18 protein-coding genes are annotated in these 18,931 nt (G+C 69.3%); 9 read left to right on the top strand and 9 right to left on the bottom strand.

Annotated features, from left to right (window positions below; all coding sequences use genetic code 11):
- Positions 1 to 497: transposase (locus AB1634_02995; protein MEW6218484.1), on the top strand; the 497-nt coding region annotated here is incomplete at its 5' end.
- Between the two features lie 432 nt (positions 498 to 929).
- The gene (locus AB1634_02990; GenBank protein MEW6218483.1) at positions 930 to 1,910 is read left to right on the top strand and encodes an Rpn family recombination-promoting nuclease/putative transposase; all 981 of its coding nucleotides are present in this window, start codon (positions 930 to 932) and stop codon (positions 1,908 to 1,910) included.
- Positions 1,911 to 2,086: 176 nt separating this feature from the next.
- Here AB1634_02990 and AB1634_02985 read toward each other — a convergent pair whose 3' ends face one another.
- The 9 genes from AB1634_02985 to AB1634_02945 all read right to left on the bottom strand — a co-directional run bounded on the left by AB1634_02985 (position 2,087) and on the right by AB1634_02945 (position 10,373).
- On the bottom strand, positions 2,087 to 2,704 hold the full coding sequence (locus AB1634_02985; protein ID MEW6218482.1) for a PEP-CTERM sorting domain-containing protein: 618 nt from the start codon (positions 2,702 to 2,704) through the stop codon (positions 2,087 to 2,089).
- A 309-nt stretch (positions 2,705 to 3,013) separates the two neighbouring features.
- Entirely contained in the window at positions 3,014 to 4,378 is a 1,365-nt protein-coding gene (locus AB1634_02980) for an ATP-binding protein (GenBank protein MEW6218481.1), read from the bottom strand.
- A 290-nt stretch (positions 4,379 to 4,668) separates the two neighbouring features.
- On the bottom strand, positions 4,669 to 5,466 hold the full coding sequence (locus AB1634_02975) for an ABC transporter ATP-binding protein (protein ID MEW6218480.1): 798 nt from the start codon (positions 5,464 to 5,466) through the stop codon (positions 4,669 to 4,671).
- Positions 5,467 to 5,478: 12 nt separating this feature from the next.
- On the bottom strand, positions 5,479 to 5,850 hold the full coding sequence (locus AB1634_02970) for a nucleotidyltransferase domain-containing protein (protein MEW6218479.1): 372 nt from the start codon (positions 5,848 to 5,850) through the stop codon (positions 5,479 to 5,481).
- Complete coding sequence (locus AB1634_02965) at positions 5,831 to 6,322, bottom strand: hypothetical protein (GenBank protein MEW6218478.1); 492 nt, start codon at positions 6,320 to 6,322, stop codon at positions 5,831 to 5,833. Before AB1634_02965 ends, AB1634_02970 begins: the two co-directional genes overlap by 20 nt.
- A complete protein-coding gene (locus AB1634_02960) occupies positions 6,319 to 7,788 on the bottom strand; it encodes a transglutaminase-like domain-containing protein (protein MEW6218477.1) in 1,470 nt (489 codons plus the stop codon). The genes AB1634_02965 and AB1634_02960 overlap by 4 nt, the downstream gene beginning before the upstream one ends.
- Positions 7,773 to 8,705: a universal stress protein gene (locus tag AB1634_02955; protein ID MEW6218476.1), complete on the bottom strand. Its 933-nt coding sequence runs from the start codon at positions 8,703 to 8,705 to the stop codon at positions 7,773 to 7,775. The genes AB1634_02960 and AB1634_02955 overlap by 16 nt, the downstream gene beginning before the upstream one ends.
- Positions 8,706 to 8,748: 43 nt before the next feature.
- Positions 8,749 to 9,807, bottom strand: coding sequence for a KamA family radical SAM protein (locus AB1634_02950; protein ID MEW6218475.1), 1,059 nt, complete (start codon positions 9,805 to 9,807; stop codon positions 8,749 to 8,751).
- Between the two features lie 200 nt (positions 9,808 to 10,007).
- Entirely contained in the window at positions 10,008 to 10,373 is a 366-nt protein-coding gene (locus tag AB1634_02945; GenBank protein MEW6218474.1) for a hypothetical protein, read from the bottom strand.
- A gap of 337 nt (positions 10,374 to 10,710) precedes the next feature.
- On the opposite strand from AB1634_02945, the gene AB1634_02940 reads away from it, so the two are divergent.
- The 7 genes from AB1634_02940 to AB1634_02910 all read left to right on the top strand — a co-directional run bounded on the left by AB1634_02940 (position 10,711) and on the right by AB1634_02910 (position 18,752).
- Positions 10,711 to 11,661 carry a radical SAM protein gene (locus tag AB1634_02940; GenBank protein MEW6218473.1) on the top strand — a complete coding sequence of 317 codons (951 nt, stop codon included), beginning with the start codon at positions 10,711 to 10,713 and terminating at the stop codon, positions 11,659 to 11,661.
- A 27-nt stretch (positions 11,662 to 11,688) separates the two neighbouring features.
- Entirely contained in the window at positions 11,689 to 12,522 is an 834-nt protein-coding gene (gene mutM, locus AB1634_02935; GenBank protein MEW6218472.1) for a bifunctional DNA-formamidopyrimidine glycosylase/DNA-(apurinic or apyrimidinic site) lyase, read from the top strand.
- 295 nt (positions 12,523 to 12,817) lie between these two features.
- Positions 12,818 to 13,087, top strand: a complete 270-nt coding sequence (locus tag AB1634_02930) for an HPr family phosphocarrier protein (protein MEW6218471.1) — start codon at positions 12,818 to 12,820, stop codon at positions 13,085 to 13,087.
- Positions 13,088 to 13,095: 8 nt separating this feature from the next.
- Positions 13,096 to 14,901 (top strand): phosphoenolpyruvate--protein phosphotransferase, encoded by a 1,806-nt coding sequence (gene ptsP / locus AB1634_02925; protein MEW6218470.1) that lies wholly within the window; start codon positions 13,096 to 13,098, stop codon positions 14,899 to 14,901.
- Between the two features lie 17 nt (positions 14,902 to 14,918).
- A complete protein-coding gene (gene thiL, locus AB1634_02920) occupies positions 14,919 to 15,956 on the top strand; it encodes a thiamine-phosphate kinase (GenBank protein ID MEW6218469.1) in 1,038 nt (345 codons plus the stop codon).
- A gap of 103 nt (positions 15,957 to 16,059) precedes the next feature.
- Positions 16,060 to 18,063 (top strand): excinuclease ABC subunit UvrB, encoded by a 2,004-nt coding sequence (gene uvrB / locus AB1634_02915; GenBank protein MEW6218468.1) that lies wholly within the window; start codon positions 16,060 to 16,062, stop codon positions 18,061 to 18,063.
- Positions 18,054 to 18,752: a lysophospholipid acyltransferase family protein gene (locus AB1634_02910; GenBank protein MEW6218467.1), complete on the top strand. Its 699-nt coding sequence runs from the start codon at positions 18,054 to 18,056 to the stop codon at positions 18,750 to 18,752. The genes uvrB and AB1634_02910 overlap by 10 nt, the downstream gene beginning before the upstream one ends.
- The last annotated feature ends 179 nt before the right edge of the window (positions 18,753 to 18,931 follow it).

Below are 18,931 nucleotides of genomic sequence, written 5' to 3'. Positions count from 1 at the left end.
TCGAGAACAGCCGCACCCCGGAGGATATCCGCGGGGTGCTGGAGCACCTGATCGCCTGGTTGGCTGCCCCGGAACAGGCCAGGATCCGCCGGGCCTTCACGGTCTGGATGAGACGGGTCCTGTTGCCCGGCCGCCTGCCGGGGACCATCATCCCGGAAGTCGAGGATCTTGCGGAGGTGAAGAGCATGCTTGCCGAGCGCGTCAAGGAATGGACAAAGGAGTGGGAACGGCAGGGGCTGGAAAAGGGCCGTCTTGAGGGCCGTCAGGAAGGCCGTCAGGAAGGCCGTCTGGAGGGCCGTCTGGAGGGCCGTCAGGAAGGCCGTCAGGAAGGCCGGCGGGAAGGGGAGGCCGCCCTCCTCCTCCGGATGGTCGAGCTGAAGTTCGGCCCCACCACGGATGCGGTGCGGCAGCGGCTCCACTCCGCCGGCCCGGAGGATCTGGCGGAATGGAGCGCCCGGATCCTGACCGCCACTTCCCTGGAGGAGCTGTTCGGCTGAGGGTTAGGCCGGCGTCATCCCCCTGGGCTTCATTTCTGGGTCAAGCCACACCGTACCGGGCTGTCCCGGTGCGGTGTGGCAGCCTGCCGTCGATCCGGTACGGATCGTTTTCGTCCTGCCTCCCGCTTGCGGCCATCCTCAGAACGACCCCGAACTCCCGGACGGTCAGTCCATCCGGGAGGCCGGGACCTCATGCAGCCGGCGTGAGGAGCGGGGTTAGAGCTGGGGCCGGACCAGGAGCCTCAAGCCCTGGTCGCCGAGAGCGGTGAGAGTGATGCCGGAGCTGCTGCGACCACCGCACCCATCCTGATTGCGCAGCAGCTCCCCGGGCAAGAAGAAGCCTCAGCGGCCCTTCCTCCAGCTGGAAAGACGCCCGCGGCCGGCTGGCCCTTTCCTGTTGCAATCCCCGGCCATTGCCGGCATGTTCAGGGCATGGAGCACGATGGCGGCTACAAGCATCTTTTTTCGCACCCGGAGATGATCGCCGACCTCCTGCGGGGCTTCGTTCGCGAGGAGTGGGTGTCGCAGCTTGATTTTTCCACCCTGGAACGGGTCAGCGGCAGCTACGTCACCGACGATCTGCGGCAGCGGGAGGATGACCTCATCTGGCGGCTGCGCTGGGGCAAAGGGTGGCTGTTTGTGTATCTCCTCATCGAGTTCCAGTCGTCGGTGGACCGGTTCATGGCCGTGCGGATCATGGCCTACCTGGCCCTCCTGTATCAGGACATCATCCGCCAGGGCTGGCTGACCACCGCGGGTCTCCTGCCGCCGGTGCTGCCGGTGGTGCTCTACAACGGTGACCCCCGCTGGTCCGCGGCTACCAGCATCCAGGACCTCATCACCGAGGTTCCCGGTGGCCTGGCGGCCTATCGTCCCGAGGTGCGCTACCTGCTCTTGGACGAGGGGCGCTACAGTGAGGCGGATCTGGCGCCGTTGCGCAACCTGGTGGCGGCCCTGTTCCGTCTCGAGAACAGCCGCACCCCGGAGGATATCCGCGGGGTGCTGGAGCACCTGATCGCCTGGTTGGCTGCCCCGGAACAGGCCAGGATCCGCCGGGCCTTCACGGTCTGGATGAGACGGGTCCTGTTGCCAGGCCGCCTGCCGGGGACCACCATCCCGGAAGTCGAGGATCTTGCGGAGGTGAAGAGCATGCTGGCCGAGCGCGTCAAGGAATGGACAAAGGAGTGGGAACGGCAGGGGTTGGAAAAGGGCCGCCTGGAAGGCCGCCAGGAGGGCCGCCAGGAAGGCCGGCGGGAAGGGGAGGTCGCTCTCCTTCTCCGGATGGTCGAGCTGAAGTTCGGCCCGGCCACGGATGCGGTGCGGCAGCGGCTCCACTCCGCCGGCCCGGAGGATCTGGCGGAATGGAGCGCCCGGATCCTGACCGCCACTTCCCTGGAGGAGCTGTTCGGCTGAGGGTTACGCTGGCGTCATCCCCCCGGGTCGCGGCCAGTGGCCGTCCTCACGCCAGGGGGCAGTCCGGACGCCGGCTGCAGCAGTCTTGAGGTCGCGCAGGTGCCAAAGACGAGGGGCAGCGGCGCCTTGGCTGGCGCGGCTGCCCCTTGGTCGTGGAGCGGGCAGTGGGTGGTGGGTCAGGTGCTGGCCTGGCGGCGCCGGAGTCCCAGCAGGCCGGCGAGGCCGGAGCCGAGAAGGAGGAGGGAGGCCGGGACCGGCACCGGCTGGAGGGCGGTCGCGAAATACCGGGTGGTGTTGACGTCGTAACCGTGGTTGGTCCAGATCCAGGCGGCGTTGGCGTCGATGTCGTTGCGCCACCCCCAGGGGCCGACGCCATTGGTGCCGTTGGCCACGGTCAGGGTGCCGGCGGTGCCGCCGAAGCCATCGGTGTAGACCGTCCAGTTGCTGGTGTCGGTGGCGAGATGCTGCGTGCCGTTGGCAAAGGAGAAGCCGGCGTCGGAGAGGGTGAAGTCGCCGATGAAGCCGGCAATGCCGCCCCAGTCAACGCCCACCACGTGGATATAGTTGGTGACGCCCGCTGTGAGGGGGATGGCCGAGAAGGAGTACGTGGTCGGCCAGCTGTCGCCCGAGCCGACCAGGGTGCCCAGGGCGTTGGGGTCGGTGCTGACATACAGGCTGAAGCCGTTATCCACGGTCATGTCCGTGGCCAGGGTGGTGGCGCCGGCCGTGGCGGCTCCCAGGCCGAGGAGGGCGCCGCAGACCGCGACAGCTGCAAGGGTGCTTTTCTTCCGCATCGGTGTGCTCCTGGTTGCCAAGACAGAGGTGGTCGCGCCGGCGGCCAGCGCCGGGGTGGATACGGTTGGGCCTTGCACGCGCTGTGCCATGCCCCGGCCGTAACCAGGCCCCTGCGGAAAAGTCATGCTATTTCAAAGGGGTGGATGGAGGGGCCTCGCCGTCCGCGCCCTGGCGGGCGGCGGCGGGACTCCGGAGATCCCAATGGAATTGTTCGGAATCCCGGAATCCGGCCGGGCAGGGCAGGGGCGAGGCGGTCGGCTGCCGCGGTCCCGGGGCAGGCGGTGGAGGAGCCGCCGGCCGCCGGTCCTTCAGCCCAGCCGGGCCAGGGCCAGGGGCAGCGGCAGCACCGGGGTGCCCTGGAGGTCCCGGCGTTGCAAAACCCGACCCCAGATGACGCCGTTCGGGTATTTGCGGATCTGTCTGAGATCTTTGGGCCGTATCTGGCCGGTCCATTTGACCTCGATGGGGCACAGCCGTCCATCTCGCACCACCGCCATGTCCACCTCGCCTTCCGCCTTGAGGTGATAAGTCGGGAACGAGCGGCGCAGGTGGGTGGCCACACAGGCCTCAGCAAGGCGCCCGCACCAGTGGGGATCGGCGCCAGCGGGCAGGATCTGGTCGTGGTACGGCGCGAGGGTCGGGGTCAGCCAGGTGCGGATGGCGTGGAAGATGAACGGGTCGGTGAAGACGATCTTCTTCGGCTTCTTCGGCGCTGCCACCAGCTTGTCTTCCAGGATGGCGGGCTGGATGAAGACGGCGTCCATCGTGGCCAGGGCTTCCACGTAATCGGCGACGGTGCGGGGGTGGTCGATGGACAGGTCCTGGGCGAGGGCGTTCCAGGAGACCTGGGTGCCGTAGCGATGCACGATGGCGCCCAGGATCTCCCGCAGATACGCCTCCCGCTTGCCCCGCTTGAGCATGTCCCCCCGCACCCATTCGTGGTAAGTGGCCAGGGTGGCGGGCCGAATCTCGCCGGCGGAGGCCAGGTCATTCATGGCGGTGAGATAACCGCCGTGGATCAGGTAGCGCTCGAACTGGGCAAACAGGAGCCCCATGACGGTGGCATCCGGCTCGGCCTCGGGGGGGAGCAGGGCATCGGGATCCGGGGGCAGGCCATCAAGCCGCAAGGCTTCCAGGAAGCTCAAGGGATAGAGATGGAAATCAGGGGTTGCCGCCGGGCCACGCCGGCCGGGGAGGGTGACCCGGAGGTCCCGGAGGAAGCCGAGGTCTGAGCCGGTCAGGATGAGAACCGTGCGCTCCAGCGCGCCGCTGTCGGCCAGATACTTGATGGCCCGATCCCAGCCCCGGATGTACGTGACCTCGTCGAGCACCACGAAGTTGAGCGGGCCGGGCATGGCAGCCAGCTCGCCGGCAAGGATGTGCACCAGGGTGTGGTGGTCGTCAATGATCTCTCCGGTGAGGAACACGATGGACGCGGGCGGCACCCCCTCCCGGAGCAGGGCGGCCATCCATTGTTTGAGCACGGTGGTCTTGCCGACCTGACGCCCGCCGCCCAGGGAGTAGATCCCCGGCGTCCGGCGGGGCAGCTCCCGGATGAGCGGCGAATGGTGCACCAGTCGCAGGCTGGCCAGGCTGCGCAGCTGGGGATCCCGGTCGCCGAAGGCCGCCAGTCCATCGCGGTGGCTGTTGTGGGGCAGGAATCGCGGGTCCATGGCCCTTGAATAGCCCATTGCCCAAATTTAGTCAATCATCATTGGCTAAATTTGGGCAATGGGTGGTGTCGACGTGATTGGTCGTGGGGGAAGGTGCCGAGCAAGAATCTGTTTCGTGGGAACTGGCAGCCTAAGCGGGCGCGCGTACGGGTGTCAATGGCAAAGGCTGACCCGGGTCTCGCTTCTGGCTCGCCTCGAGTCTGGGCCATCCTGATGCGCCGGTCCAGGTGAGCGCCCCGCACCTTCCGTCCGGAAAGAGGGCGTGATCCCTAATCGATGGAAGCGGACGGTCAGCGGGTAGACGCGGAATCGGGGGGCAGGTCGGAGCGCAAGGCCTCGATGATGCCGCGGAGTTCGTAGGAGCCGGTGAGCTCGAGGAAGATCTCCTCCAGGCCGGAATCCTCCAGCCGCGCCTCCTGGCGCAGGCTGGCCAGATCCCCCAGGGCGCGGATGCGGCCGTTCAGGATGATGGCGATCCGGTCGCACAGCTCCTCGGCCACCTCCAGGGAGTGGGTGGACAGGAAGATGGCCTTGCCGGACCGGGCGAAGCCCTTGAACAGCTCCTTGACGATGCGGGCGCTCTGGGGGTCGAGGCCGACCATGGGCTCGTCGACGATGATGAGCTTGGGGTCCTGGAGCAGGGCGGCGGTGATGATCAGCTTCTGCCGCATGCCATGGGAGTAGCTCTCGATGAGGTGGTCCTGCCACTCGCTCAGGTGGAAAAGACCAAGAAAGCGGCTGCTGATGGCCGCCAGCCGCTCCGGGGAGACTCCATAAAGGCTGGCGATGAAGCGCAGGAACTCCTGGCCGGTGAGCTTTTCGTAGAGGTAGGGCCGGTCGGGGATATAGCCGGTGACCTGCTTGCAGGGGATGGGCTCCTGGGCGAGGTCGTGGCCGTCGATGGTGATGCGGCCGCCATCCGGCTGGAGAAGCCCGGCCAGCATCTTGATGGTCGTCGTCTTGCCGGCACCGTTGGGTCCCAAAAAGCCAAAAATCTCGCCCGGCTGGACCGCCAGGCTCACCTCGTCCACGGCGGTGAACGAGCCGAAGCGCTTCACAAGCCGGTCGATGACCAGAAGGGGCGGCATTGGGGGGTGGCGTCAGGGGGTGACCAACTCCCCTTGCTCCTCGATGAAGGACAAGAATTCGGCGGGCAGATCCTCGGCAGGCTTCAGGTCGATCTCCACCTCGCCCAGTCCCGGCCAGTCTTCGAGGGTCCCCAGGGCCTTGGCCCACAGCCGGTCCGGCAGGCCGTAGACCACCAGATCCAGATCCGAGCGCTCGTGGAAGCGGTGCGGGGAGAGGATGGAGCCAAAAAGGAGCACCTGCCGGGCGCCCAGCCGGAGGAGGGCCGGCGCTGCCTGGCGGGCCGCCGCCAGGGCGGCCTGCCGCCGGTCCTCCAGCGCCGCCCGCCGCCGCTGCTCCCGGGCCCGGGGGCTGCGGCGGCACGCCTCAAGCTGGTCCTGGTCCATGGGTTGTCCCCAGAAAGCGGAGGAATTCCTCCAGGTCGGCCCGCACCCCGGGCCAGGCGAAGGCCAGGGCCGCGGTCAGCTCGAACACGCGCTCCGGCCGCAGGGTGTGCAGGTAGAGGTTGCGGAAGAGATGCCGGAAGGCCCGCAGCTCATCGAGGATGGCGTAGCTGTCCTGGGTGAAGACCGCCGGCCGCGCGCCCTCGACAGCAACGGTCATCAGCACCAGCAGCTGGCGGTGCCAGTGGGCGCCCCGGGGCAGCTCGTCGAGCTCGCTGGCCACCGTTTCCAGGAGGCCCTCCAGGCCGGAATAGAACGAGTGCAGGCAGGCGGCAAGGCTATCCGCCAGGATGTCCTCACTGCCCGAAGCAGCGAGCTCCTGACGCCTGGCCAGACGGCTGCTGCACAGGGCCACCGTCTGCTCCAGGGCCTGAATCTCTCCTTGGATGAGGGCCTGCAACGATCGGAGGCTCATGGCTCCTCCACCTGGTCGATGGCCAGGGCGCCGATGAGGGCGCCGATCCGCACCAGTTCGGCGGTCTCGCCGGTCACCAGGCGCAGATGGCCGAGATCGGCCGGCAGCTGGCCGGTGGTGGTGTCCAGGCTCAGCCAGCCGTCCCCCAGGCAGACCTCGTTCCAGGCATGGTAGTAGAAGGCGCCATCCATGTAAAGAACGCCGGCCACGATCCGGGTGGGGATGCCCAGGGAGCGGGCCAGGGCGGCGAACAGGGCGGCGTGCTCGTTGCAGTCGCCCTGCCGGCTGTCGAAGGTGGTGAGGGCGTCCGGGATGCCGATCACCGGGCGCTTCTCGATGTTCTCGTAGACCCAGGCGGCCAGGCGCTGCACCGTGGCAAGGGGCGGGGCATCGGCGGCCACCGCCTGGGCCTGCTCCCGCAGCAGCTTGGCACCGGTCTGCACGTAAGGGGAGGCGGCCAGGGCCTCCTCCTGGTCGCTGCAGGCCGGGGTATCGGCGGCCGGCAGCGGCTGCCGCCGGACGGTAAGGATCTCGCCATCCCAGGTCTGGCGACCGCCGTCCAGATCGAGTTCTGCCTCGGAGGGCAGGGTGAGGCGCAGCCGCAAGCGCTCCAGGTCGGCCAGGGGCGGCAGGGGCCTTGCCAGGGGCACCGCGACGGCGGACAGCAGCTCCAGATCCGGCTTGGCGACATCGGTGGCCTGGAACTCCGGCTCGGCCACGAAGACGAAGCCCGCCGGCGACTCCTCCTTGATCACCCGGCCCTCGCCGTCCAGCCAGGAGCTGATCCGCACCCCGGAGAAGGTCTCGACGAAATGGTGCAGCTGGTGGATGCGGCCCCGGATGAGCACCTTCTCCAGACCCTTGTACTCCACCACCGTGTCCTTGCCGGCCAGCGACACCGGATCGAAATAGGGGATGCGCAGCCGGTCGCCCGGACGGGGCTTGGCCGCCAGCAGGTAGGCGCGGCGGTTGGTGGCAAAAAAGGGCTCCCGGGCCAGGAGCACCGAGTCGCGGATCTCCTCCCGGCCGGTGGCCAGGGTGAAGTCGACCCGCCGGCCCTCCACCTGCCCCTGGGCCTTCATGGCGTAGAAGGGCGAGTTGAGGGCGAAACGGAAGCTCGCCAGGCGCGAGCCCTCGTCCAGGTTGGCCTCCACACTCATGGTCACCGGATAGCTCTTGTCCAGGACGTTGAGGCGCAGAAAGGAGGTCTGGTCCAGATCCAGCCCGGTCTCCCCTGGCCGGATGCGGGTCTTGACGTAGCCGATCCGCTCGCCCCGGAAGTAGACGCCCATGAAGCTTTCCTCCCGGTGCCGCTTGAGGGCGGCCTGCTCCCGGGGGTCAATGGTCGGGACCAGGTATTCGCGCTGCAGAAGGAGGCCGAAGAGGCCTGCCCAGACGAGAAGGAGGAGCAGGCGGGCGAGGACCGCCGGTGCCGGCAGCTGGGACATGGTCAGCTGACGATCCACATGGCCACGTCCTGGGCGTTGGCCAGCACCCGCTCCGAGACGCTGCCCAGAAAGCCCTTGCGCAGGTCTTCCGGCCGGCGGCCCATGACAATGGTGCCGGCGTCCTCCATCAGGGCCTGGCGGATGATCTGGCGGCTGGCATACAGGCCCTGGCGGGTTTCCAGGCGCCGCAGCCGCTCCCGGGGAAAGCCGGCCTCCAAGAGGACCTGCTCCGGGGCGTGGAAGAGGGCGTCGGGGCAGGTCAGGTGCTGGCGGCACCAGTCCTCGCCCCACAGGGCGGCGCAGGCGGTCAGCTCCTTGTCGCCGAAGGGGTTCGCCTGATCCAGGAGGGCCGAGGAGCGGAAGAGGGTGATGCGGGCGCTGGGATGGTCGCTCACCATGTGGGCCAGGTGATCCACGGCCTTCAGGGTGTGGACGTTGCCGTCCACCGGCACCAGGAAGGACCGCGAGTCCACCTCGCCGTCGATGATCCACAGGGGCACCTCCTCGGCCTTCCTGAGGATGCTGGCCGAGACCGAGCCCAGGAGCAGCTCCTCGATCCTGCTCTTGCCGCCGCGACCCAGTACCAGGGCGTCGTGCCGGCCCTGGCGGGTCAGGTGCAGCAGGTCGGCGGCCACCCCCATCTGGGCCACCTGCACCTGGCGGGAGATGCGATCGGCCGGGATGCCGGCCTGGAGCAGGTGCTCGCTGGCCGCGGCCAGGCAGTGCTCGGCCTCCTGGCAACGGCGCGCCCCTTCCGGGCTGAGCTGCGGCGGCAGCTCCTCCCAGGCGCTGCCGGCCGGTGCCGTCACACCGCTGACCAGGGACACCAGGTGCAGGCGCACCTCGGCCTGCCCCGTGAAGAGACGGCCCAGGTAGCGCACCACCCGGCTCGAATGGACCGAGCCGTCCAGAGCGACCAGGAGTGAACGATCCATGGCATGACTCCTGTGGATCCTTTCCAGTTCCGGTGATGAGCGATCAGGGCTGGGTCCGGCCGGTGCCGGCGAGCCCTGCACAGGTTTGGCATAGCACGGGGCCACCTGCTTCCGCAACCGCTGGCGGCCCCAGGGTGACCTTGCCACCCCCTCCGGGCAGATCGATCCCGAAATGCGGCAGGGGCAGGCCATCCGCCGCAGCCCACAGGGCGGCCATGATCTCCCGCCCCTTGGCCAGAGGGGTCCGGAAATGACCGGTGCCCCGGGTCAGGTCCATCTGGAAGAGGTAGTAGGGGGTGACCCGGATGGCCAGGAGCCGGCGCCACAGCTCCAGGAGGACGGCCGGCTGGTCGTTGATCCCGGCCAGGAGGACCGTCTGGCAGCCCACCGGGATGCCGGCCTCCACCAGGAGCCGGCAGGCCCGGGCCGCCTCCGGCGTCACCTCCCGGGGGTGGTTGAAATGGGTGAAGAGATACAGGGGGCCGAAACGGGCCAGCGACCGGGCCAGGGCCCTCGTCACCCGGGCCGGCAGCGTGCATGGTACCCGGCTGCCGATGCGGATGATCTCGATATGGGGAATACGGCGCAATCCGGCCAGCACCCCGGCCAGACGGTCGTCCTCCAGAAGCAGCGGGTCGCCGCCCGAGACCAGCACATCCCGGATGGCCGCCGTGCGGGCCAGATAGTCCAGGCCGGCCCGGATGGTGGCGCCGGTGACCGCCAGGCGCGGCGAGCCCACCTTGCGGCGGCGGGTGCAGAAGCGGCAGTAGACGGCGCACTGGCTGGCCACCAGGAACAGGGCCCGGTCCGGGTAGCGGTGCACCAGATTGGGCACCGGACTCGCCCCCTCCTCGTCCAGGGGGTCCTCCTGGCCCATCGGATCCTCGAGCTCCCGGGCATCCGGCACCACCTGCTCCCAGAGGCCGTCCCCGGGGCCGGTGAGAAGGCCCAGGTAGTACGGGTTGATGCGCAGGGGAAAGCGTGCGGCCGCCGCACGGAGCCCCGGCAGGTCGAAGCGAAAACGGCGCTCCAGGTCGGCGGGTCGGGTCAGGCTCTTGGCGAGAAGGCTTTTCCAGGAGGGCATGGCGGCCGCGGTCGGCATGGGACAGCCAGGCGACCAGGGGAGGTGCGGGTCTGGCCGAAAACGCTGCCGGAGCCTAAAGCATCCGCCAGGGGAATGCAAGGCTTGGCGCCGGAAACGACACGCCGGTGGAGGACCTCAACAGGAGGAGGGAGCGCAAGGGGCCGGCCGGCCGCCAGAGGCGGGCCGTCGGGAAACGGCCCGCCTGGCAGGACCAGACCTCAGGCCGATTTCGTGGAGTGCACCCAGATGAAGAAATCGAGCCGTTCCTGCTGCGCCGGGGTCAGGCTGCCAAACTGGATGCCCAGCCGGCGCAGGCCGGGCACCCTGGCCCCTGCCACATCCGGCAGCACGACCTCGTTGGCGGTGCGAAACGGTATGCCCTCCAGGTACAACCGGTCGTCGCCGTACAGAGAGCCGCGGCCGGTCTGGACCAGGGGCCAAAAGCCGGCGTCCCGATCCAGGATCGCCAGGCCCTGCAGACTCATGTCCACCACTTCCACGAAGCGGCCGCTTACCAGGAATTCCGCGTATTCAACTGCGTAGCGGGGATTCTGTCTCCTATCCGCCAGTGCCGCAACATTCATCGTCTCCCCCCTCCAGACGTGATCGATTGGCGTATCGTCCCCCCAGGTTGGATGCTCGTTCAGTTGCCTGGCCGAAGGCTTGTCTCCGTGTTAAGCTCGAACCGGCAGGCCGCACGGATTCGGCAATCCGACCGCTCTCACCTCCTTATGTCCAGGAATCGCTTGTGGGAAGGAACAGCATTTCCATTTCAGCCCGGCAGATTCAGAAATGTCAAGAGAGAAGATGCGGATCGCTCGGCTTCGTTTTATGACGGCTGAGGAAGGGCCGCGGTAATCCCAGGGGGCCGGCACCGCTGGCTCCGGGACCGGTGTGCACGGCCGCACCAGCGGAGGGATCATGCCAAACAGCCATTGGCCAGCCTATCTGGGGCTCGCCGCAACCGGCGAGCTGACGGACCGCATCGCCCGGGCCCGGGAAGGATTGGCCGCCTGCAGCTTGTGCCCGCGGGCCTGCGGCAAGGATCGGACTGCCGGCGAGCTGGGGATCTGCCGCACTGGCCGGCGCGCCCTGGTCGCCAGCTGCGCCCCCCACTTCGGCGAGGAGGCGCCCCTGGTGGGCCGGGGTGGCTCGGGCACCATCTTCTTCACCAGTTGCAACCTCCTGTGCCGGTTCTGCCAGAACTACGAGATCAGCCATCTGGGGGAGGGGGTGCCGGTGAGCCCCGAGCAGCTGGCGGCCATGATGCTGGAGCTGCAGGGGCAAGGCTGCCACAACATCAACTTCGTCACCCCCAGCCATGTGGTGCCCCAGATCCTGGAGGCCCTGCCGGCGGCCATCGCCGGTGGCCTGCGCCTGCCTCTGGTCTACAACACCAGCGCCTACGACGCCCTGTCCACCCTGGCCCTTCTGGACGGGATCGTCGACATCTACATGCCGGACATGAAGTTCTGGGAGCCGGCCAGTGCCGGGCGCTGGTGCTCGGCCGCCGACTATCCGGAGCGGGCCCGGGCGGCCATCGCCGAGATGCACCGGCAGGTGGGCGATCTGGTGCTGGACCCGAGCGGCCTCGCCCGCCGGGGCCTCCTGGTCCGGCATCTGGTCATGCCTGGCGGTCTGGCCGAGACCCGGGAGATCGTTCGCTGGCTGGCCCGGGAGATCTCGCCGGACACCTACACCAATATCATGGATCAGTACCGGCCCTGCGGCACTGCCCGCCAGGATCCGGTGATCGGCCGGCCCCTGGACCAGGAGGAGTTTCACGAGGCCTTGCGGCTGGCCCAGGCCGCGGGTCTCAGGCGTCTGGACCAGCGGGACTGGCGGCAGATGCTGCGCTGGCTGCAGCTGTGAGGAAGGGGCGAGGCTGGGAGGGGAGAGGTGCCTGAGCTGCCCGAGGTGGAGACCATCCGGCGGGCTTTGGCGGCCGTGCTCCCCGGCCGTCTGGTGGAGCGGGCGCATGCCGGCCCTCTGCCTCTGCGGGCCCCCTGGCCCCGCCAGGCTCTCCGGCTGCGGATCCAGGGCCAGCGTGTCGAAAGCGTCGGTCGCCGGGCCAAACACCTCCTCCTGCGCTTCGCCAACCACGCCACCCTGGTGATCCACCTGGGCATGAGCGGCCGCCTGCTGCTGGTGGGCCAAGGGGTGCCACCCGGGCGCCACGTGCATCTGCGCCTCCAGCTCGACTCTGGCCAGGAGCTGCGCCTGGTCGATCCCCGCCGCTTCGGCTCGGTCCAGGTCCTGGATGGCGTCGTCCGGACCGAGGCGGCGGCCTTTGCCGGTCTCGGACCTGAGCCGCTGGACCCCGACTGGGGCGCCTCTGCCCTGAGCAGCCCTGCCCGGGGCCGGCGCGGGCCGGTGAAGTCCTTCCTCATGGACGGCCGGGTGGTGGCCGGCATCGGCAACATCTACGCCAGCGAGATCCTGTTTGCGGCCCGCCTCCATCCCGAGCAGCCGGTGCCGACCCTGCCGCCGGCCGCCTGGGAGAGGCTGGCGCTGGCGGTGCGCCAGGTGCTGGCCCGGGCGGTGGCGGCCGGCGGTACCACCATCGCTGATTTCGTGGGGGCCGACGGCCAGGTGGGCTCCTTCCAGAACGAGCTGGCGGTCTACGGCCGGGCCGGCGAGCCCTGTCCCGCCTGCGGCACCCCCATCGCCAGCCAGCGGCTGGCTGGCCGCTCCACCTTCTTCTGTCCCTCCTGCCAGCGGTATCCAGGCTGAGCTCCCGGCAAGGCCGGTGGAGTAGAGTGGTCGCCGGGCGGGCGATGTCCATGCGACCTCTCAGAGAGGTCACCCGATTCGGCTCAGCCCTGAAGGGGCGTTCCATACCAGCCCAGGGCAACGCCCTGGGGGTACGGGCGCGAGGGTTGCGCCGGACATTCCCCGTGGCCGGGGTGGGGGAACGGTGCGCTGTTTACCCAGGGCAACGGGCGCTCCAGGGTTGTGGGGTGGCCGGGGCTGGGCTATGATGCGATTCCGGACGCCACACCCAGCCCAGCCGGTTGCTTCTCCCGCCATGAAGGTCGAACAGGAGCTTGCCATCAGCAATCGCCTCGGGCTGCACGTCCGGCCTGCCGGCCAGCTGGCTGCCGCGGCTGCCCGCTTCTCCGCCCGGGTCTGGATCTCCTGCGGGGATGCCGAGGCGGAGGCCACCAGCATCCTCGATCTCCTGACCTTGCAGTGCACCTGCGGCAAGACCGTCAAGCTGCGGGCCGAAGGCGAGGAGGCGGCGGCCGCCGTCGCCTGTCTGGCAGCGCTCATCACCAATCGCTTCGACGAGGAGTGAACGAGGTCATGGAGGATCGTACCCTCGCCTTGCAGGATGGACTCCTGGAGCACGGCATCGCCGTTTCCCCGGGCATGGCCGCCGGTCCGGTGCTGGTGCTCGATCGCCAGAAGAGCCCGGTGCCGCGGCTCCGGCTGGAGGCGGCTGCCAGGCCCGCCGAGGTGGCCCGGTTCGTGGCGGCCATCGAGCGGGTGCGCCAGGAGCTGGCCCGGGCCAAGGGCGAGCTGGAGGGCGATTACCCCGACTACGGCCGGGTGCTGGACAGCCATCTGCTCATCCTCCAGGATGCGGCCCTCTACCAGCGCACCGTGGAGCGCATCGAGACCGGCGGGGTGAACGCCGAGTGGGCCCTGGAGGAGACCCTGGCCGCGGTCCGGGAGCGCTTCGCGGCCATCGAGGACCGCTACATCCGCTCCCGGATCGAGGACGTGGAGCAGGTCGCCGAGCGGGTGCTGGAGGCCCTGGCCGGCAGTGACGCCCGGCCGCTGGCAGCGCCGGGCCAGCGGGTGATCCTGGTGGCCCGGGATCTGTCGCCCGCCGACACCTTTCGGCTGCGGCGGGAGCAGGTGATGGGGTTTGTTACCGAGGTGGGCGGCCGCACCTCCCATACCGCCATCCTGGCCCGGGCCCTGGGCATTCCGGCGGTGGTCGGTCTGGAGGCGGTCACCCGCCGGGTGAGCTCCGGCGAGCTCCTCATCCTCGATGGCATCGGCGGCAGGGTCATCCTCCGTCCCACCGACGATCAGGTGGAGACATACTTGCAGGTCCAGCGCCAGTACGAGCGCTACGGCGAGGAGGTGGCGCGCTTCGCCCATCTGGCCGCTGAGACCCGGGACGGGATGCGCCTGAAGGTCAAGGCCAACCTGGAGATGCTCTCCGAGGTGCCGTCGGCCCTGGAGCTGGGGGCCGAGGGGGTGGGGCTCTACCGTTCCGAATACTTCTACATGGGGCGGGCCCAGCTCCCGGACGAGGAGAGCCTCTTCCGGCTCTACCACGATCTCCTCACCTTCCTGGCCCCCTTTCCGGTCACCATCCGCACCCTGGACATGGGCGGCGACAAGCTTTCCCGCTGCTTCAACCACCCGCCGGAGCAGAACCCGGCCCTGGGCGTGCGGGCCATCCGCTTCTCCCTCTACGAGCAGGAGGTCTTCCGCACCCAGCTGCGGGCCATGCTCCGGGCCAGCGTCTTCGGCCAGCTGCGCATCATCTTCCCGATGATCTCCGGGATGCGGGAGATCCAGCTGGTGAAGGAGATCCTGGCCGAGGTGCGTGCCGAGCTGATCCGGGACGGGCAGCCGTTTGCGCCCGTGGTGCCCATCGGCATCATGGTCGAGGTGCCGTCGGCGGTGGCCCTGGCCGATGTGCTGGCCGGCGAGGTGGACTTCTTCAGCATCGGCACCAACGACCTCATCCAGTACGCCCTGGCCATCGACCGGGCCAACGAGCATGTGGCCCACATGTACGATCCCTTGCACCCGGCGGTGCTGCGCATGATCCGCCAGGTGGTGGAGGCCGGCCACCAGCGCGGCATCGAGGTGGGCCTCTGCGGGGAGATGGCCGGCGATCCCTTCACCTGCGCCCCCCTCCTGGGCCTGGGCCTGGACGAGCTGTCCATGAACCCCTTGTCCATCCCCTCCATCAAGCGTCTCATCCGGGGCTCCACGGCGGAGGACATGGTGCAGCTGGCCGAGGAGCTCTTGGATCTGTCCACCTCGGACGCGGTCCGACTGCGGCTGCGGGAGGTGCTGCCGCACCGCTTCCCCGAGGAGTTCGGCCCGCGCCCCGCTGCCTGGGCCAACGGCCGCCAGCTCTAGGCGCCACGAGGCCGATCGTGCGGGAACGGGATCTGGTGGCCGCCATCCGCCGGCGCTTCTCCCCAGACCCGGCCGGCGGTGGTCTGGTGCTGGGGATCGGTGACGACTGCGCCGTCTGGCGCTCCACCCCGGGCGCCCTGACCCTGGCCACCACCGACACCCTGGTGGAAGGGGTGCATTTCGACCGGGGCTGGCACCCGCCCCGCCTGCTGGGCCGCAAGGCGGCAGCGGCCAACCTCTCCGACATCGCCGCCATGGGCGGCCGTCCCTGCTGGGCCTTGCTCTCCCTGGGCCTGCCGCCGGACCTGGCCGACGACTGGATCACCGCCTTCCTGGACGGCCTCGGTGAGGCCCTGGCCGCGGCCGGGACGACCTTGGCTGGCGGCGATACCGTGGCCAGCCCCGGCGGGGTGACGATCACGGTCTGCCTGTTGGGGGAGGGCAGGGAGCCGGGGATCGTCCGCCGCGCCGGGGCCCGGCCCGGGGACCTCATCTGGGTAGGGGACCGGCTGGGGGCCGCGGGTGCTGGCCTGGCCCTCTGTCAGGCTGGCCTGGCCGACCGGCATCCGGAGTGGGCGCATCTGGTCGCCGCCCATCTGGATCCCGGCCACCAGGTGGCCCTGGGCCAAGCCCTGGCCGCCACCGGGCTGCTGACCGCGATGATGGATCTCTCCGACGGCCTGGCGACAGACTTGGCCCGTCTGGCCGAAGAGAGCGGTGTCGGTGCCGAGGTGGAGGCAGCCGCCGTGCCTCTGGCTGCTGGCCTTGAGGCGGCGGCGTTGGCCGTGGGCCGGCAGGCCTTGGACTGGGCTCTGGCCGCCGGGGATGACTACCGGCTGCTCTTCACTGCGGCGCCGGCGGCGGCGGAAGCGCTGGCGACTGCCGCCGCCCGTGCCGGCGCGACGATCTTCCCGGTGGGCCGCATCGTGCCCGGTCAGGGGGTGATGCTCCTGGAAGGCGGAGGCCGCCGGGAGATCAGCCACCAGGGCTTCGAGCATTTCGCGGCTGGCCCGGGGCCAGGCGTCATCGGGGTGAGACCAGCGACGAGGAGATGAACGTGTCACGAAACCCTTTCGTGGACGAGCTGATCGAGCGGATCCGTCTGGGTGAAGATTCGACGGCTGCCGAGCCACCGGCGGAGGCGAGGACAGGACAGGGATGACCCAGCTCCCCTTCCACCTCGTCTCCGACTTCCAGCCAGCCGGGGACCAGCCCCAGGCCATCGCCGCCCTTTCCCAGGGCCTGGCGGCCGGCGTCCGGGAGCAGGTGCTCCTGGGGGTCACCGGCTCGGGCAAGACCTTCACCATGGCCCAGGTCATCGCCCGCCAGGCGAAGCCGGCCCTGATCCTGGCCCCCAACAAGACCCTGGCGGCGCAGCTGTACGGCGAATTCAAGGAGCTGTTCCCGGACAACGCGGTGGAGTATTTCGTCTCCTACTACGACTATTACCAGCCCGAGGCCTACATCCCGTCTTCCGACACCTACATCGAGAAGGACTCGTCCATCAACGACCACATCGACAAGCTCCGCCACTCCGCCACCCGCTCGCTGCTGACCCGGCCGGACGTGATCATCGTCGCCTCGGTCTCCTGCATCTACGGCCTGGGCTCGCCGGAGGAGTACCAGGCCATGCACCTCTTCCTCACCGAGGGCCGGGACTGCCCGCGGGAGGAGATCGAGCGCCGCCTGGTGGCCATGCTCTACGAGCGCAACGACATCGCCTTCGAGCGGGGCAGCTTCCGGGTGCGGGGCGACAGCCTGGAGATCTTCCCGGCCTATGAAGAGGAGCGGGCGATCCGCATCGAGCTCTTCGGCGACACCGTGGAGGCGATCCGCCTCATCGACCCGTTGCGGGGGGTGAGTCTGGGCCAGGTGCGGGAGCTGACCGTCTTTCCCAACAGCCACTACGTCACCAGCCAGGAGCGGCTGGCCGAGGCCGTCCGCTCCATCAAGGCCGAGCTGGGGGAGCGGCTGGCTGTGCTGGAGGGCGCCAACCGGCTGGTGGAGGCCCAGCGTCTGGAGCAGCGCACCCTCTTTGATCTGGAGATGCTCCAGGAGATCGGCTACTGCCACGGCATCGAGAACTACAGCCGGCATCTCACCGGCCGAGCTGCCGGCGAGCCGCCGCCTACCCTCCTGGACTACTTCCCCCGCGATTTTCTCCTTGTCATCGACGAGAGCCACATCACCGTCTCCCAGGTGCGGGGCATGTTCCGGGGCGACCGCTCCCGGAAGGAGACCCTGGTGGAATACGGCTTCCGCCTGCCGTCCGCCCTGGACAACCGGCCCTTGACCTTCGAGGAGCTCGACGCCCGCATCCACCAGGTGGTCTATGTCTCAGCCACCCCGGGCGAGCATGAGCTGACCCGCACCGGCGGCGCGGTGGTGGAGCAGCTCATCCGGCCCACTGGCCTCATGGACCCCGAGATCGTGGTGCGGCCGGCGGAAAGCCAGGTGGATGATCTGCTGGCCGAGATCCGGGAGCGCTGCGCCCGGAAGGAGGCGGTCCTGGTCACCACCCTGACGAAAAGGATGGCCGAGGACCTGACCGAATACTACGACAACCTGGGGGTGCGGGTGCGCTACCTGCACTCGGACGTCAAGACCCTGGAGCGCATGGAGATCATCCGGGATCTGCGAAAAGGGGAGCTCGACGTGCTGGTGGGCATCAACCTTCTGCGGGAGGGGCTGGACATCCCGGAGGTCTCCCTGGTGGCGATCCTGGATGCGGACAAGGAGGGCTTCCTGCGCTCGGAGCGCTCGCTCATCCAGACCTGCGGCCGGGCAGCCAGGAACGTTCGCGGCACCGTCATCCTCTATGCCAGCCAGCCCACCCCGTCCATTCGGCGCACGGTGGCCGAGACCAACCGCCGGCGGGCCATCCAGGGGGCCTACAACCGGGAGCATGGCATCACGCCCGAGACGGTGCGCTCCCGGATCAAGGACATCACCGCCTCGGTCTACGAGCAGGACTACGTGACGGTGCCGGCGGCAGTGGCCGAGCCGGCGGCTGGCTACGGCTCCCTGGCCGAGCTGCGGCGGGAGATGGCCCGCCTGGAGCGGGAGATGTATGCCGCGGCCGAGAAGCTGGCCTTCGAGGAGGCGGCGGTCAAGCGGGACCGGCTGCAGGCCCTCAGGAAGCAGGAGCTGCAATGGCTCTAGAGCACGGCAGCCTCGGCCATCGCCTGGCCCGGACCCTGGTGCCGCCCCTCTTCTGGGGCCTGGCCCGGGGCCTCGATGTCACCTGCCGCTGGCAGGAGGATCGGTTGCCGGCCATGGCCACCACAGCCAACGGGCGGCCCTTCATCGCCGCCTTCTGGCACTACAGCCTCCTGCCCATCCTCATGCAGGCCCGCCGCCGCCACCGCTGGGTGGCCATGGTCAGCGCCAGCGCCGACGGCGAGTTTGCGGCCCGGATCCTGCAAAGGATCGGCTGTGCTGTGGTGCGGGGCTCCGGCGGCCGGGACAAGGGTGGGGTGGCAGCCCTCAAGGCCATGGTCGGGCAGATGGCGGATGGCCGCTCGGCGGCCATCGTTGCCGATGGCTCCAAAGGCCCGGCCCGCCAAGTCCAGGCTGGGGTGATCGTCCTGGCCAGCCACACCGGTCTGCCGATCCTGCCGGTGGCCGCAGCCGCCTCCCGCTTCACCACCCTGGGCAGCTGGGACCGGACCCTGCTCCCGGCGCCCTTTTCCACCATCGCCCTGGTGGCCGGCGAGCCCCTGTCCGTGCCCGGGCATCTCGACGCCACCGGCCGGGAGCACTACCGCCAGGACCTGGAGGCCCGGCTGAACGGCGCCTACCAGGAGGCCTGGGCCCGCTTCGGCCGCCAGGGGCACAGCCCGGACGGCTGAAGTGGGGCGCGCCGGTTGTCCCAGAGCCGGCGCGGATTCTTCTTGCCGAATCCGCGCCAGGACGTTTATAGTGACCCCCGGTCACAAGAACCGCACCCCAATCCTTTTCAGGACCCTCATCATGCAGACCACCCATCGTTATCGATGAGCGAGCCGGCGGCCGCCGGTCGGCCCGGTCC

This window comes from Thermodesulfobacteriota bacterium (assembly GCA_040755095.1).
Lineage (GTDB): Bacteria > Desulfobacterota > Desulfobulbia > Desulfobulbales > JBFMBH01 > JBFMBH01.
The sequence above is the reverse complement of the archived record's forward strand: the minus strand, read 5'-3'. Positions and strand labels throughout refer to the sequence as shown.